Source organism: Pseudomonas retamae (assembly GCF_043496865.1).
GTDB classification, from domain to species: Bacteria; Pseudomonadota; Gammaproteobacteria; order Pseudomonadales; family Pseudomonadaceae; genus Aquipseudomonas; species Aquipseudomonas retamae.
In genome coordinates this window covers 36262-52383 of the sequence record NZ_JBIEIL010000012.1, presented here as the reverse complement: position 1 = coordinate 52383, position 16122 = coordinate 36262, and the positions used below count along the sequence as shown (strand labels likewise).

The window sequence follows — 16122 nt, the reverse complement described above, 5'->3', positions numbered from 1 at the left end:
CAACTTATTAAAGGACTAATCGTGTCAACACTCATCTCTCCAAGCGTCGCAGCCCTCGAGGCCCGCGTTCTCGGCATGCAACAGATCCAGGCCTCGGCCAACCCCTATGCACGGCAGCCGGCGCGCATCGAGCCGTCGCTCAGCGTCACTGCGGTGGCATTGGACGCCCCTCTGCCGCGCACGCTGGCATCCCTTGATGAACACTTCGGCCCGTTACGCATCGGCGAGGCTACAACCACCCGGGTCGAACTCCAGGCTTTCGGCGCAACCGTGCACGGGCAACCCATGAGCCCGGCGAACACCGGCACGCCGAACGCAGATCAGGCATTTCTCGACGGGCTCAACTTCGATGCCGACAAGGCCCAGGCACGCTTGAAAGCCATCGATGCCGCCGACATCGATGGCCCCGGCCTGCTGTTTTTCGAAATCTCCAGCCAGCGCTCACCCAATGCCGGAAAACTGTTTGTCAGCACTGGCGGCATCAAGCCACGCAGTTGGATGGGGCGCCTCAATCATCTCTGCCAGGCCGCGCAGAAACTCGACTTTGAAAAGCCCGACGCCCTGGAAAACTCGCCTGGCTGGGTCAATAAAGGCAAAAGTTATCTTCTGAGCGGCGCTGGCGTCGGCATGCAGGCATTCGGCATTTACAGCGGCTACCGGGCCATGCTCGATGCGATCAAACACGGCGAAACGGGGGAAGCCTGGTTTCAGGGCGGCGCGATTGCCGCCGAAGTGGGCTCATTGAGCCTGGAGCAAGTCTTCACCAAAGCCGGCACTGCCTCGATCGCCCACGGTGCCAAGGTTTTCAGCCGTTTTCCTTATACCTCGTTCGGCAAATACCTGGGCCGCGGCGCCGGCATGTTCGCCAGTATCCTGACCTTGCCGTTCGACATCACCGATGCCGTGAAGTCGTTCAACGCCGCCGCAGCCTCCAGCGGCAAGGAAGCCCAGGACCACTACGTCAGTGCCGGGTTCAGCGTTGCCGGCGCGGGCATCAGCCTGGTGCTGGGTGTGGCGGCGCTGGCCGGGTTCGGCAGCGTCGCCGGTCCGCTCGGCCTCGCCGCCGCCGGGCTGCTGATCGCCGGCTCGATTATTTACCAGGCCGCGCGCGTGGTCGATGACATCGACGACTACATCGAACTGACGTTCCATGAGCGTCTGCGCTCCGGCTGGTTCGCCTCTACTGGCCAGGAGATGGACAAGGACGTCACCGATCGCTTCAAGCTGTCCAAGGGTTATCGCGACCATGAAGGCCAACTGCAATTGTCTGCCCGCCAGATGCTCGACGGCGCGTACAGACACTCCCTCGGACACATCATCAACGGCGCCTTTCGCGCAGAACTCAAGTCCGTGGAAATCTGGCGCTATCAGTGGAATGAAGGCGCGGGGGAAAAACCCTTCAAGCTCGACAGCTACGCGGCAATCGTCGAAGGCGACGACGTGATCGATGCCGGCAAAGGCCTGCCAGCAGACCTCAAGGGCAAAGTCTCCGGCACCAGCGGAGATGGCAAAGGCGTATTCTGGCGCCTCGGCGACGGCAATGACCGAGTAATCGGCGTGGCGAATCAGGCCAATCTCTTTACCTACCGCAACGATCACAAAGCCTTGACCGGCGGCGGCAAAAGCGACGCGTTCTATCAGGAAGTCACCGACGCAGAACTCGACCGTGCAAGCAAACCGGCACACCTCAGCGTACTGGATGGCGGCGCCGGCTCAGACACCCTGGCGTTCGAAGGCACGCGCCCACTGAATGACACGCGCCACATCGGCCACGACATCAGCCTGCAGAGCGGCAAGGTCAGCCTGCGCGGCCTCGATCCAGAGGTCGGTGCCGTTCACGTCGCGCAACTGACGTCGATCGAAAACGTCTCGACGCTGCGCAAAGGCACCAGCCGCGTCACCGGCAATGATGAAGCCAACCGGATCGCCGCCAACGGGAATGACCGGGTCAATGCTGGCGGCGGCGACGACACCATTGCCATCTCCGGCTTCGATTGCCGGGTGGACGGTGGCAGCGGAAAGGACCGCTATTACATTGCTGACACCTGCGCGCGTACTACGATTATCGAAGACGGCGAGCACGCCAGCCTGATCGAGTTTGGCTGGCCGCGAGAGATCATCCAGCGCTGGGAAATCAACGACACCGCATTGGTGGTGTACTCCCTGCGCGGCATCGACGGCAGCGATGCCGAGCACGTCCTGAGCATCGAAAACGTCTACCAGCGGGTCGACGGCGAGCGTCAGTTGACGAACGAAAAACTGGTGTTCAAGACTCAGGACGAATATGAATTGCTGGCGCTGTTGCCGAGCAAACCGGGCGCGGCATCGGTCGAGCGAGTCGATGTCGCGGTCACTGTCGTCGGCAAACCGAGCCCCGTGGCAGAGATCGTCAATGCCGGCACAGTGCAAATCAATGACCTTGGGCGCAAGCGGCACTTCGTGTCGCGCCAGCCTGGCGATATCGGTTTTTTCGCCAGCGGTCGCGCTGTTCGCACCTCTCGTTCGGTTTATCTCGACTTCAAGAATGCTGAAATCAGCGACATGCTCGTCAGCTATGACGTCGAAGTGCGCAAGGGCGTCTCCGGCAATACCCACCTGATCTATAAAGACATCAAACTGTCGCTGCACTTGCCAGACAAGGTCGTGACCTTCAGAGGAGTGATCCAGACGATCCCGGCGGCCACCGGCTACGGCGGCAGAAACAGCCTGAAAGTGACGACACCGGTACTTGCGCAAGACATCGTCCTGATCCTGCAAGACGAGGTCTCATACCGCCTGCAAGTGCCCGATCTGGATTACGAAGACGACGTTTGCAACCCCGGCCCGCGCAGCAAAAGCACGCGCAGTTGCCTGAAGCGGCGTAACGGCAACTACCTGTTCACCCGACCGGTACCCGGCGAAAAGCTGTCACTGCCAGCGCAACCCAGCAAAGTGGTGATCGCGGCCGGGCCGCACACCGGTATTTATGTGCTCGAAGGGCAAAGTTCCACTTACGACGTGTACCTGGCCAGCAACTCGATCGTACAGCTGTCGACACCGGGCGCTGCGGCGAAAACTGCCAACGCGTCGATCTGGAATATTTTCACCAGCGACCTGACGGAAACGGTCAAGCGCGACGACATTCAACTGCAGGCCGACCGACTGCGCATCGGTAGCGTCACGATTGAACTGCCGACCGTCGACGACGACGCGCCTGTCGAGTCGCTCAGCGTGGTGACCTCTGCGGGCAATATTTACGAAGTGTCGCTGCTCTTTGAAGTCTTCCAGCTGTATGTCGTCGACGCTCGTGCTTACGCCAATGTCGACGCGCTCGTGGCCGATATCGACGCGCATCGTCTGCGCAACGAACTGGCCGCCAGCGTTTATGTCACCCATATCAGCGCCAAGGGACAAGACGCAGAGGTGATTTATCGCTCGGCGAACAAGCAATGGAGCCTGGGCGGCGATCCGCAAACCCCGATCAGGCCCGAAGATTTGCTGATACCAGGCCAGAATATCTGATCGTTTCTACCCAGCACTCAATACGCGCCGATGTGGCTCTGACTGCTGCGCCGGCGCTCGTGATACCCAGCCAATGGACAGGCTGTTTTTCAACAGTTGACATGGGTTTTCAAATCTCTGGCCGGACCCGGTCGGACCCGATGGTTGAATCCCCGCGGCGTAGCGCCGACGGGCTGGCGCTTGGCGACGGATGAGTACGACCGACATGGCAATAATGCCTATGGCGGATTGATCGATGAAATAGCCCGCTCCGGCGTCGTTGAAACTATTGAAAGACCGGAATACTTGCTCCAATGATGTGACTTGGCCGGTGGCCGAACATTACCGAGCCTGAAAGTACGCGCCATTCATCACTGATGGATGGCGCGTTTATCGAACATGTTTTGTTAAATTATCCAACGACCTTGATCACGAACGTCGCCGGTTTGTTATTGAACGCGTTGTGCCGGGTCTGATTCGGATCTTCGTCCACAAAGGTGACCATGCCATCGCTAACATAGCGGTACAACGGCTTGCTTTGCGAGTTCTTGTCATCCGCTTTTCTGCTCAATTCAAGATGGGCCGGGCCCGCTTCGATTTCAGCGAGCGAACTTTTCGGCACACCAAACGTACGCAGAGAAAAGCGTTGTGCGACGGCACTGGTACTGGCTAAAAGATTATGCGTTACCGCCTCTATGAACAAGCGCGCATTGGCGAATGATCCCGTCTGTACGAGGGTGATTTCATAATCATCATCTTGGGGTACGAATTTCAATAACAGCGGTTCATCGTCTTCATGATCGGCCAGCGTAATGAAACTGGCGACACGCGTATCCGCCAGCCCTACCTCGGCTTCCAGTTGCTCACTTTTGGTAATGCGCAGTTGGCCAAGAACCTTTTGCAGACGCTGTTGATTGAGCACCACCGGGCGGCCATCCAGATAAAGTTGCGCGTTGAATGTTTTGCTGTTTACTTTGGTTATGGACATGGCTTGCACCTGTAGACATCCCGCCATCGGCTATATACCCACAGCAGGCAATATCGAAAAAGGAAAAGTCTTCAAACAGCGGCGGCTGCCACTAGGGTCGAGGCGGATGCAGACATCCGAGGGATATCCCCTGCCGGTACTTTTGCCGATTTTCGTTTACGTCGGGCAATCACCATGCGATCGGCATATGTCGATGCTGCTTCAATCACGTTATTGACGTTATGGTCAGTCTCGGCATGTTTCAAAATATACTTGCCAGCGATGTCGTCCCAGAATTCCCATTCATCTTCATAAACAGTCATGACTTCTTCCTTATTTTTGTTCAAGTTACCCGCGTCCTGCGAGCCACTTGAAAGTAAGGTAAAGCCTGGGGGGCGACAATGCTGGCAAACCCGATCAGTTGATTCAAAGTACAACCGAGCGAACAACTAAGCGAACAATTCGCCTTGCAACTCATCGAGCAAGGCCTGGATCGCGTCCAGCCGTTGCTGCGGATCGTCGAGTTGCAGCAGGTCGATCTTGTCTTCTTCAGCGAACGGCAACAGATAGGCCAACTGATTGGCCAGCGATTGCTGACCGATAGCGTCGGTGCCCATGTCGAGCGCTTCGACCATCGGGTGTTCCGCCAGCGCCTTGAGCAACGCGACCAGATCAGCGTCTTCGTCCTGCAAGGGTTGCTCGGGCTCATCGTCGAGCCATTCGACGTCGGCGAGGATCAGCTGATCGCGCTGTACTTCGGTGCGCAATACCGTGAAGCGGCGGCCGCCCTGCACGCGAATACCGAGCAGGCCGTTTTCCTGCTGCTGAAAGTCGGTAATCCGCGCCTCGCAACCAACCAGGGCAAAACCCTCTGGCGCCACGCCAACCTCGCTGCCTTCCAGAATGCACACCACGCCAAAACCGACGCCCTGCTTCATGCAGCGGCCGATCATGTCGAGGTAGCGCGCCTCGAAGATCTGCAAATCGAGGTTGCAGCCGGGGAATAGCACCGTGTTCAGCGGGAAAAGCGGCAGACTCATAGACATTTCCTTACACCACCATCGACACCGCCAACGGCAGGAACACCGCCGTGGCCACGCCCATCAGACTCATCGCCAGCGCCGCGAAGGCGCCGCATTCATCACTCTCCTGCAACGCCACCGACGTGCCGACCGCATGGGCGGTCATGCCCAGCGCCATGCCGCGCGCCTCCGGGCTGTGCACGCCGAGACGGGTCAGCAGCGCCGGGCCGAAGATTGCCCCGATGACCCCGGTGATCAGTACGAACACCGCTGCCAGCGCCGCGACGCCACCGATCTGCTCGGCCACCAGCATGGCAATCGGCGAAGTCACCGACTTCGGCGCCATGGTCATCAGAATCATGTGCTCGGCGCCGAACCACCAGCCCAGCGCCACGCCCATGCCAGTCGCCACCACCCCGCCTATCACCAGCGTAGTAAAAATCGGCCAGAACAATTGCCGAATGCGCCGCAGATTCAGATACAGCGGCACCGCCAGCGCCACCGTCGCCGGGCCGAGCAGAATGCTGAGGATCTCGGTGCTCTTGCGGTACTCGGCATACGTCACGCCACAACCGACCAGCACACCGATCACCAGCAACATGGAGACCAGCACCGGCTGCAGAAAGATCCAACGGGTTTTCTCGAACGCTGCCAGCACCAGTTGATAGGCACCGAGGGTAATGCCAATGCCGAACAGCGGATGATGAATGACCGACGCCCAGGCACCTTGCCAATCGAACAGCATCAGGATTCCTCCGTCGGCGGCGCGTGGCGCTTGACCAGACGCTGCATCAGCACACCGGCAAAGGCCATCGACAGGATCAGCGACAGCACCAGCGCGCCGACAATCGCCCAGAAATCCGCGGCAATCGCCGCGGCATAAACCATCACACCGACCGCTGGCGGCACCAGCAGCAACGGCAGATAACGCAGCAAGCTGCCAGCGGCAAGGTTCAGCGGCTCACCGACTTCACCGCGAATGATCAGGAACCCCAGCAACAGCAGCAGACCGATGATCGGCCCCGGCAGTACCGGCAACAGCAAATGATTAAGCGCCGTGCCGAGCAATTGAAACAGCACCAGCAGGGTCAGGCCACGTAGCAACATCAGACATCTCTCCGCGCAAGTCGCCTGCATTATAAGCACGCCTGCGCTATGGATCGGCATTCGCCAAAAGCATGGTCGGTTGACCGCAGCAAATCGGCGTGATGATCTACAGTGGTTCGCAGGGCGGTCAAATCCTGCACCTGAAAAACTATAAAACCGATGAACCCAAGGAGAGTCTCAATGCCCTATGTTCCCGTTGCAGAGCTCAAAGATCATGTCGGCAAGGAACTCGGACGTTCCGAATGGCTCACCATCGATCAGGAGCGCATTAACCTGTTCGCCGAAGCCACCGGTGATTATCAGTTCATCCACGTCGACCCGGTCAAAGCCGCGCAAACGCCTTTTGGCAGCACCATCGCCCACGGTTTCCTGTCGCTGTCGCTGATGCCGAAACTGATGGAAGACATTCTGGTGCTGCCCGAAGGCGTGAAGATGGTCGTCAACTATGGCCTGGACAGTGTGCGTTTCATTCAGCCGGTGAAGGTCGACTCGAAAGTCCGATTGAAGGTCGATCTGGTTGAAGTGACCGAGAAAAAACCCGGCCAGTGGTTGCTCAAGGCTATCGCGACCCTCGAGATAGAGGGCTCAGAGAAACCGGCCTATATCGCCGAACCCCTGTCGCTCTGCTTCGTCTGATCGTTCCGGATGCGAAGCAGCGCACGCTGTTTCGCGTCACCTCTCTATATATGCGACGCATAGCTGCGGCATACTCGGTCGCCTAATTGCCCGGATCCCGCTATGCGCTCACTTGCTTGTCTTGCACCCCTTGCCTTGACCCTGATGCTCACCGCTTGCGGCGACGGCGAATCGCTGTTGCCGCCGGATGCGCGCCTGCCGGACGGCGGACGCTATCGCGGTGAACTGGTCGACGGCTTGCTGCAAGGCCAGGGGCGCGTCGACTATCCCAACGGCAGCTGGTACGCCGGGCAGTTCGACAAGGGCCAGTGGCATGGTCAGGGCGAATGGCACGGCAGCAACGGCGAGGTCTATCGCGGCCAGTTTGCGCAGGGGCTGTTCGACGGTCAGGGCAGCCTGACCACCAATGCCAGCAGTTACACCGGCGGCTTCAAGCAGGGCCGGCGCGACGGCGAAGGCACGCTGAAAGAAAACGGCATGACCTACCGCGGCGAATTCCGCGCCGACCAGTATTCCGGACTCGGCCGCCTGGAGATGGAAGACGGTAGCTCCTATCAGGGCCAGTTCGCCCACGGCAAGCCCAACGGTGAAGGCCAGCGCGGCGATGCCAGCGGCAACTCGTTCACCGGGCATTTCGTCAACGGCCAGCTCGAAGGCAACGGCACCTTCAACAGCGCCGATGGCGACATCTATGTCGGCGGGTTCAAGAACAATCAATTGCACGGCAAGGGCCGCTACGAAAACGCAGACGGCGACGTCTGGCTCGGCCAGTTCAAGGAAGGCGCGCTGACGGGCAAGGGCGAACTGATCGGCGCCGACGGCAGCCATTACATCGGCGTATTCAATGACTGGCGCTTCACCGGCCAGGGTCGCTTGAACCTGTCTGACGGCAGCTTCTACATCGGCGGCTTCGACAACGACAGCTATTCCGGTCGCGGAACCCTGGTGCTGACCGATGGCAGCGTGCTCAGCGGCACCTGGATCAACGGCCAGCGCGTGCGCGACGCCGACGGCAAACTGCTGCCCGATACCCTCGAACTGGGGTTGCTCGCCCAAGGTCGTTTGCTCGACGAAGCATTGACGGCGATTCCCGCCTCGACTCCGGCGGTGGAGTTGTACACCCTGACCCTCGGCGGCGATGGCAAGCAGAGCGTGTTTCTGCGCGAGTCGGACTTTGTCGCCAACATGCTCAACACGCGTTTCGGTGCCTTTGGCCAGATACGTCTGGTCAACCATCGCGACCACCTCGGCGACCGGCCGATGGCCACCCGCGAAAACCTGCGCCGCGCCGCGCAAGCCTTGGCCGAACGCAGCGGGCCGGAAGACTTGTTGTTCATTTACCTGACCAGCCACGGCACCGCCGAGCATGAGCTGGTGCTCGATCAGCCGCGCATGGAGCTGGCCGACCTGCCCGCCGACGAACTCGCTGCGGTGCTGGCGCCGCTAAAGCACCGTGACAAGATCATCGTGATTTCGTCGTGCTACTCCGGCGGGTTCATTCCGGCGCTGAAAGACGAACGCACGCTGATCATGACGGCCTCGCGCGCGGATCGGGTGTCGTTTGGCTGTTCCGAAGAAGCCAATTTCACCTACTTCGGCGACGCGTTGTTTGCCCAGGCGCTGAACCAGACCGACGATCTGGAGCAGGCGTTCAAACTGGCCAAGGCCACCGTCGCCGAGCGCGAGCTGGCGGATGGTTTCGAGGCTTCGGAGCCGCAGATCTGGGCGCCGAAAACCGTGCTGTCGCACTGGCAACTGCTGCGTAAACAGCAGGCCCGTAAAGCGTTGCAAAGTGCTGCGTTGAACGACGGGGCGACAAAAGGCAACTAAGCTGAACAGTATCAAGGGAGAGACACTATGTACTTGACGCCTCAGCACGTATTGCTTGCCGGAGCCACCGGACTGACCGGTGAACATTTACTCGATCGTCTGCTCAACGAGCCAACGATTTCTCGCGTGCTCGCCCCTTCGCGTCGCCCCCTGGCGGAACATCCGCACCTGGAAAACCCGGTGGGCGATCCGCAGGTGTTTCTGCCGCAACTGAGCGGGCGCGTCGATATCGCCTATTGCTGCCTCGGCACCACGATCAAGCAGGCAGGCTCGGAAGAGGCCTTTCGCGCGGTGGATCTGGACATGGTCGTGGCGTTTGCCAAGCGCGCGCGGGAAATGGGCGCGCGGCACCTGATCGTGATCAGTGCGATCGGCGCCGATCCGAAATCCTCGGTGTTCTACAACCGGGTCAAGGGCGAAATGGAACAGGCACTGCGCGCGCAGGACTGGCCGCAACTGACCATCTGCCGGCCGTCGCTGCTGCTCGGTGAGCGGGTTGAACCGCGTCTGGCCGAGCAACTGGCCGGGCCGCTTTCCAAGCTGATTCCGGGCAAGTATCGCGGCATCGAAGCCTGCCAACTGGCGCGGGCGATGTGGCGGCTGGCGCTGGAAGAGCAGGACGGGGTGCGGGTGATCGAGTCGGATGAATTGCGCAAGCTCGGCAAATGATCTCCGGCGATCTCAGGAACGCCTTCGCGAGCAGGCTCGCTCCCACAGGGGCGAGCGCACGCTTCAAAATGTGGGAGCCAGCCTGCTGGCGATGGAGTGCGCATCACTCCCCTACAATCCGCCGGTCGCCTGAAAACCCACGCCAATCACACTCAGCAGCGACAACGGCAACAACAGCGTATCGAGCAACGCGCTCGCCGGCAGGTCTACTCCGGGATAACCCGGTGCCTCAGCACCGAAGCGATCTTTCGCACAACAACCGCCATTGAGCGCATACCAATCCAGCCGCGTCCCGGAATACACCACCGGCGCGCCGGGTTTTGCCGCATCCAGCGTCCGCGCCGTGGCGCAGCCGCTCAGTTGCAAGGCCAGCACCAGCGCCAGCAGCTTATTCATCGCTGCTCAAGTGATGCTCGCCCCAACGCGGCAGCATGTCTTGCGGGATGCCGAGCAGATTGAGAATGCGCGCCACGACGAAATCGATCAGGTCATCGATGGTTTGCGGCTGGTGATAGAAACCCGGCGACGCCGGCAGAATCGTCACGCCCATGTTCGACAGCTTGAGCATGTGCTCCAGATGAATGCTCGAATACGGCGCCTCGCGCGGTACCAGAATCAACTGGCGGCGCTCCTTCAACGTGACGTCGGCGGCGCGCTCGATCAGGTTGTTGCAGGCGCCGGTCGCAATGGCCGACAGCGTACCCGTCGAGCACGGCACCACGACCATCGCCGCTGGCGCACCGGAGCCGGAGGCCACCGGCGACATCCAGTCTTCCTTGCCGTACACGCGAATCTGCCCGGCGGCCGCTCCGGTGTATTCGGTGAGGAACGCCTGCATCATCTGCGGTTTGGCCGGCAGCGACACGTCGGTCTCGGTGGCCATCACCAGTTGCGCAGCCTTGGAGATCAGGAAGTGCACCTCGCGATCTTCACGCACCAGACAATCAAGCAGACGCAAACCGTACTGCGCGCCGGACGCGCCGGTCATCGCCAGCGTGATGCGTTCCGGGCCGCCGGCCTGGGAGTAACCGTTCATTGCAGCGCCTCGGCGAGTTTGCCGTGCAGACCGCCGAAGCCGCCGTTGCTCATGATCACCACATGCGTGCCGGGCTGCGCCTGGCTCTTCACGCGTTCGATGATGCCTTCCAGCGAATCGCTGACAATCGACGGCACCGTGCACAGCGCGGCCGTCGCGGCCAGTTCCCAGCCAAGGTTGGCCGGGGCGTACCAGATCACCTGGTCGGCATCGACCACGCTGTCCGGCAAACCGTCACGGTGCGCGCCGAGCTTCATCGAATTGGAGCGCGGCTCGATGATCGCGATCAGCGGCGCGTCGCCGATGCGCTTGCGCAGGCCATCAAGGGTGGTGGCGATGGCAGTCGGGTGGTGAGCGAAGTCGTCGTAAATGGTGATGCCGCGTACTTCCGCGACCTTCTCCATGCGGCGTTTGACGTTCTTGAATGCGCTCAGACCGGCAATGCCCATCGACGGCACCACACCGACATGCCGCGCGGCTGCCAGCGCCGCCAGGGCGTTGGCGACGTTGTGTTGGCCGGTCAGCTCCCATTCGACGGTGCCTTGGGACACGCCTTCGAACATCACTTCGAATGCCGAGCCGTCTTCGCTAAGCAGTTTTACCTGCCACTGACCGCCGGCACCAGTGGTCTGCACCGGAGTCCAGCAACCCATCTCGATCACCCGCTGCAACGCCGGCTCGGTGGTTGGGTGAATGACCAGACCTTCGCTCGGGATGGTGCGTACCAAGTGATGGAATTGCCGCTCGATCGCCGGAAGATCCGGGAAGATGTCGGCGTGATCGAATTCCAGGTTATTGAGGATTGCGGTGCGTGGGCGGTAATGGACGAACTTCGAACGCTTGTCGAAGAACGCGCTGTCGTATTCATCGGCCTCGATCACGAAGAACGGCGTACCGCCCAGCCGCGCCGACACGGAGAAATTCTGTGGCACGCCGCCGATCAGGAACCCCGGGCTCATGCCGGCGTGTTCCAGCACCCAGGCGAGCATGCTGCTGGTGGTGGTTTTGCCGTGGGTGCCGGCGACTGCCAGCACCCAACGACCTTGCAGCACATGATCAGCCAGCCATTGCGGGCCGGAGACATACGGCAGGCCTTTGTTCAGCACGTATTCCACCGCCGGGTTGCCACGGGACATGGCATTGCCGATCACCACCAGATCCGGCGCCGGCTCGAGCTGCGCCGGGTCGTAGCCTTGAGTCAGCTGAATGCCTTGGGCCTCAAGCTGCGTGCTCATCGGTGGATAGACATTGGCGTCGGAGCCGGTCACATGATGGCCCAGCTCTTTGGCCAACACCGCCATCGAGCCCATGAAAGTCCCGCAGATACCCAGAATATGAATGTGCATAGTCGACCTCGTAAAACATGGCCGCAGGTTAGCGTAGGGAGGGGGAAATGGCACTCTTTAGCTGAAGTCTGCGCACGGGTACGCCGCTAGATCTCGGGTTCGGTTTTCGACTGTAGCCCCTCACCCCAGCCCTCTCCCGGAGGGAGAGGGAGCCGATCTCGGTCACTTTCAGATCCTGAGCTCGGCTCGACATCGCAAGTTGGCGAAAATTTCGCAAACAACGCGGTCGGTTCCTTCTCCCTCCGGGAGAGGGCTAGGGTGAGGGGCTGTTAACTGACACGCCGCTCAATCCCGTGTTTGCGCAGCTTCCTATAAAGCGTGTTCCGACTCACGCCCAATTGTTCAGCGGTACGGGTCATGTGCCAGCGGGTCTGCTCTAACGCATTAAGCAACGCAGAACGTTCAGCATCTTCCAGCGGTCGCTCGCAAGACTCCTGCGCCACACCCACCGGCCGCACCTGCTGAATCATCCCCGGCAAATCCTCAATCCCGACCCGCCCCTCATCACACAGCGCCGCCAACGTGCGCAGCACATTGCGCAACTGCCGGACATTGCCCGGCCAGTCGAACGCCAGCAACGCCTGACGCGCCGACTCTTCAATCAGAATCGCCTCGCCACCCGCTTCTTCGGCCAGCAGAAAATCCAGCAACTGCGCCTTGTCACTGCGCTCACGCAACGCCGGCAGCGCCATTTCCAGCCCGTTCAAGCGGTAATACAAATCCTCGCGAAAACTGCCGTCCTCGACCCGCTCGAGCAGATTACGGTGGGTAGCGCTGATAATTCGCACATTGACCGTCTCCGGTTCGCCGCCGATCGGCACCACTTGTCGATCTTCCAGCACGCGCAGTAAGCGAGTCTGCAGGGCCAATGGCATGTCGCCGATTTCATCAAGGAAAAGGGTACCGCCATCGGCCTGCTGCAGCTTGCCGCGCATGCCGTCCTTGCGTGCGCCGGTGAAGCTGCCGCCGCGATAGCCAAACAGTTCGCTCTCTATCAGGCTTTCCGGAATTGCCGCGCAATTGAGCGCGACGAAGGCGTTGGCCGAGCGCTGGCTGGCCTGATGCACAGCCTTGGCGAAGGCTTCCTTGCCGGTGCCGGTCTCGCCGTTGATCAGCAGCGGCACATCGCGCTCGAACACGCGCAGGGCTTTGCGGAAACTCGCTTGCAGCGCCTCGTCACCGAGGCAGATGCCAGGCAGGCGCGGCGCTTCGCTGATTTTCGCCGGGGCCGGGATCGGTAGCGGTTTGCGTGATTCGCCGCGCAGCACGGCAAACAGATGCCGCCCGTCGCGGGTGCGCAGCGGCCAACTGGCGCTGGCATTGGCGCTGGCGCGAGCGAGCAGTTCATCCAGTGAGCAATCGAAAAACGCCTCGACGGGCTTGCCCAGCAAGCCGCCGCGAATATGCCCAAGCAGATTCAGCGCACTCTGATTGACTGCGCTGATCCGCCCTTCCCCATCGAATGCCAGCAAGCCTTCGCTGAACAGCCCGACCGACTCGGCCTGCAGATGAAAGCGAAGCAACCATTGGTTATCGAAACAGCGCAGGAAGTAGCAACTCTCGATCATCTTCGCCGACAGGTTGACCAGCGCCATGGTGTGAAACTGGCTCTGACGCGAAACGTCATGACGGGCCGAAGACACATCGAGTACAGCGAGCAATTCGCCGTGCGGGTCGAACACCGGGCTCGCCGAACAGGTCAGGCCGGTGTGGCGGCCGCGAAAATGTTCGTCCTGATGAATGGTCAGCGCCTGACGCTCGACCAGGCAGGTGCCGATGCCGTTGGTGCCTTCGCAGGCTTCGCTCCAGTCGGCGCCGAGCCAGAGCCCGGCACGTTCAAAAATCTTGCGTTCGGCCGGCGCGGTGACGCAGTTGAGGATCACCCCGCGCGCATCGGTCAGCAGCACCGCGTGGCCGGCGCCGGAAAGCTGTTGATGCAGGCTGCTCATTTCCGTGCCAGCGATTTGCAGCACCTGCTGCAGACGTTCGCGGCTTTCCAGCACGCGCCCGTGTTCGAGCACGGTCGGCGCCATGCTCAGGGCCGGGTCGAGGTGATAGTCCTGCAGACACCGCAGCCAGGAGCGGGCAATCGACGGGTCGGCACCGGGGCCGTGCAAATGCGCTTTGCCCTGCGTGGCGGTGAGGACCTGACGGGCATGGCGACTCAAATGGTTGTCGTGCATTTCTTATTGTTCTCCCCGAGGCGCGACGGCCCAATGCTGAGGTGACGCCCAGCATCCTCCAGCCACCGGCGCATTGCAATGCTGGCAAGACCGCCCAGTCACGGGCTGTGCCAGAAACGGTACAAATTGTCACCGCAGCTGTACCTAAACCCTCACAACAGCGCCCCGCTCGTCCGAGAAAAACCGTGCAAGGCCTTGATTTGCCTGACCTGCACGGCAATGGCCCGGCCCTTGCTCTACGCTTATAGCAAGCGCACTTGCGCGTTTCTCTAATAAGTACAAAGCCAAGGAGAACATCATCATGCGTTACGCTCATCCCGGTACTGACGGCGCCAAGGTCTCGTTCAAGAGCAAGTACGGTAACTACATCGGCGGCGAGTTCGTCGCGCCGGTCAAAGGTCAGTACTTCACCAATACCTCGCCAGTGAATGGCCAGCCGATTGCCGAATTCCCCCGTTCCACCGCCGAAGACATCGACAAGGCGCTGGACGCCGCTCACGCCGCCGCCGATGCGTGGGGCGCGACCTCAGTGCAGGCGCGCTCGCTGATTCTGCTGAAAATCGCCGACCGCATCGAAGCCAACCTCGAGCTGCTGGCGATCACCGAAACCTGGGACAACGGCAAAGCCATCCGCGAAACCCTTAACGCCGACATCCCGCTGGCCGCCGACCACTTCCGCTATTTCGCCGGTTGCCTGCGCGCGCAGGAAGGCAGCGCCGCAGAAATCGACGGCAACACCGTGGCCTATCACATTCATGAGCCGCTGGGCGTAGTCGGGCAGATCATCCCGTGGAACTTCCCGCTGCTGATGGCCGCGTGGAAACTGGCGCCTGCGCTGGCCGCCGGTAACTGCGTGGTGCTCAAGCCCGCCGAGCAAACGCCGCTGGGCATCTGCGTGCTGATGGAGCTGATCGGCGACCTGCTGCCACCGGGCGTGCTCAACGTTGTGCAAGGCTTCGGCAAAGAGGCCGGCGAAGCGCTGGCGACCAGCAAGCGCATCGCCAAGATCGCCTTCACCGGCTCGACCCCGGTCGGTTCGCACATCATGAAATGCGCGGCGGAAAACATCATCCCGTCCACCGTGGAACTGGGCGGCAAGTCGCCGAACATCTTCTTCGAAGACATCATGCAGGCCGAACCGAGCTTCATCGAAAAAGCCGCTGAAGGTCTGGTGCTGGCGTTCTTCAACCAAGGCGAAGTGTGCACCTGCCCGTCCCGCGCGCTGGTGCAGGAATCGATCTACGACGAATTCATGCAGGCAGTGATGAAGAAAGTCAGCCAGATCAAACGCGGCGACCCGCTCGACACCGACACCATGGTCGGCGCTCAGGCATCCGAGCAGCAATTCGACAAGATCCTCTCGTACCTGGAGATCGCCAAAGGCGAAGGCGCGGAACTGTTGACCGGCGGCAAGGTGGAAAAACTCGAAGGCAGCCTGGCCACCGGTTATTACATCCAGCCGACCCTGCTGAAGGGCACCAACAAGATGCGCGTGTTCCAGGAAGAAATCTTTGGCCCGGTGGTGAGCATCACCACGTTCAAGGACGAAGCCGAAGCCCTGGCGATCGCCAACGACACCGAGTTCGGCCTCGGCGCCGGCCTGTGGACCCGCGACATCAACCGTGCCTACCGCATGGGCCGGGCGATCAAGGCCGGTCGCGTGTGGACCAACTGCTACCACCTGTACCCGGCGCATGCCGCGTTTGGTGGTTACAAGAAGTCCGGCGTTGGCCGTGAGACGCACAAGATGATGCTCGACCATTATCAGCAGACCAAGAACCTGCTGGTGAGCTACGACATCAATCCGTTGGGCTTTTTCTAAGCGGACGGGGCGAGGCAGTGATTA

Annotated in this window: 14 protein-coding genes; 5 read left to right on the top strand and 9 right to left on the bottom strand. The window is 60.9% G+C overall.

Annotation, left to right across the window (positions count from 1 at the left end):
* Window positions 1-21: 21 nt before the first annotated feature.
* Window positions 22-3501 carry a calcium-binding protein gene (locus tag ACGSLL_RS21855; RefSeq protein ID WP_394507895.1) on the top strand — a complete coding sequence of 1160 codons (3480 nt, stop codon included), beginning with the start codon at window positions 22-24 and terminating at the stop codon, window positions 3499-3501.
* A 391-nt stretch (window positions 3502-3892) separates the two neighbouring features.
* Here ACGSLL_RS21855 and ACGSLL_RS21850 read toward each other — a convergent pair whose 3' ends face one another.
* The 5 genes from ACGSLL_RS21850 to ACGSLL_RS21830 form a co-directional block, all read right to left on the bottom strand.
* Window positions 3893-4468: a hypothetical protein gene (locus ACGSLL_RS21850; protein WP_394507894.1), complete on the bottom strand. Its 576-nt coding sequence runs from the start codon at window positions 4466-4468 to the stop codon at window positions 3893-3895.
* Between the two features lie 71 nt (window positions 4469-4539).
* Window positions 4540-4770 (bottom strand): hypothetical protein, encoded by a 231-nt coding sequence (locus ACGSLL_RS21845; protein ID WP_394507893.1) that lies wholly within the window; start codon window positions 4768-4770, stop codon window positions 4540-4542.
* Between the two features lie 126 nt (window positions 4771-4896).
* Entirely contained in the window at window positions 4897-5487 is a 591-nt protein-coding gene (locus ACGSLL_RS21840; protein ID WP_394507892.1) for an LON peptidase substrate-binding domain-containing protein, read from the bottom strand.
* Between the two features lie 10 nt (window positions 5488-5497).
* Window positions 5498-6214: an LrgB family protein gene (locus tag ACGSLL_RS21835; protein WP_093097985.1), complete on the bottom strand. Its 717-nt coding sequence runs from the start codon at window positions 6212-6214 to the stop codon at window positions 5498-5500.
* Window positions 6214-6576 carry a CidA/LrgA family protein gene (locus ACGSLL_RS21830; RefSeq protein ID WP_394507891.1) on the bottom strand — a complete coding sequence of 121 codons (363 nt, stop codon included), beginning with the start codon at window positions 6574-6576 and terminating at the stop codon, window positions 6214-6216. The genes ACGSLL_RS21835 and ACGSLL_RS21830 overlap by 1 nt, the downstream gene beginning before the upstream one ends.
* A 180-nt stretch (window positions 6577-6756) precedes the next feature.
* Between ACGSLL_RS21830 and ACGSLL_RS21825 the strand changes: the two genes are divergently transcribed.
* From ACGSLL_RS21825 to ACGSLL_RS21815, 3 genes are all read left to right on the top strand, one after another.
* On the top strand, window positions 6757-7212 hold the full coding sequence (locus ACGSLL_RS21825) for a MaoC family dehydratase (RefSeq protein WP_090286645.1): 456 nt from the start codon (window positions 6757-6759) through the stop codon (window positions 7210-7212).
* A 102-nt stretch (window positions 7213-7314) separates the two neighbouring features.
* The gene (locus ACGSLL_RS21820) at window positions 7315-9042 is read left to right on the top strand and encodes a C13 family peptidase (protein WP_093097980.1); all 1728 of its coding nucleotides are present in this window, start codon (window positions 7315-7317) and stop codon (window positions 9040-9042) included.
* 27 nt (window positions 9043-9069) lie between these two features.
* Complete coding sequence (locus ACGSLL_RS21815) at window positions 9070-9711, top strand: oxidoreductase (RefSeq protein ID WP_394507890.1); 642 nt, start codon at window positions 9070-9072, stop codon at window positions 9709-9711.
* Window positions 9712-9822: 111 nt separating this feature from the next.
* Here ACGSLL_RS21815 and ACGSLL_RS21810 read toward each other — a convergent pair whose 3' ends face one another.
* The 4 genes from ACGSLL_RS21810 to ACGSLL_RS21795 form a co-directional block, all read right to left on the bottom strand.
* The gene (locus ACGSLL_RS21810; RefSeq protein ID WP_394507889.1) at window positions 9823-10107 is read right to left on the bottom strand and encodes a YceK/YidQ family lipoprotein; all 285 of its coding nucleotides are present in this window, start codon (window positions 10105-10107) and stop codon (window positions 9823-9825) included.
* Window positions 10100-10747 carry a flavin prenyltransferase UbiX gene (ubiX, locus tag ACGSLL_RS21805; protein ID WP_258447890.1) on the bottom strand — a complete coding sequence of 216 codons (648 nt, stop codon included), beginning with the start codon at window positions 10745-10747 and terminating at the stop codon, window positions 10100-10102. Before ubiX ends, ACGSLL_RS21810 begins: the two co-directional genes overlap by 8 nt.
* Entirely contained in the window at window positions 10744-12093 is a 1350-nt protein-coding gene (gene mpl, locus ACGSLL_RS21800) for a UDP-N-acetylmuramate:L-alanyl-gamma-D-glutamyl-meso-diaminopimelate ligase (RefSeq protein ID WP_394507888.1), read from the bottom strand. The genes ubiX and mpl overlap by 4 nt, the downstream gene beginning before the upstream one ends.
* A gap of 269 nt (window positions 12094-12362) precedes the next feature.
* Window positions 12363-14276 (bottom strand): sigma-54-dependent Fis family transcriptional regulator, encoded by a 1914-nt coding sequence (locus ACGSLL_RS21795; RefSeq protein ID WP_394507887.1) that lies wholly within the window; start codon window positions 14274-14276, stop codon window positions 12363-12365.
* 301 nt (window positions 14277-14577) lie between these two features.
* Between ACGSLL_RS21795 and exaC the strand changes: the two genes are divergently transcribed.
* Window positions 14578-16098 carry an acetaldehyde dehydrogenase ExaC gene (exaC, locus tag ACGSLL_RS21790; RefSeq protein ID WP_090286659.1) on the top strand — a complete coding sequence of 507 codons (1521 nt, stop codon included), beginning with the start codon at window positions 14578-14580 and terminating at the stop codon, window positions 16096-16098.
* Window positions 16099-16122: the final 24 nt, after the last annotated feature.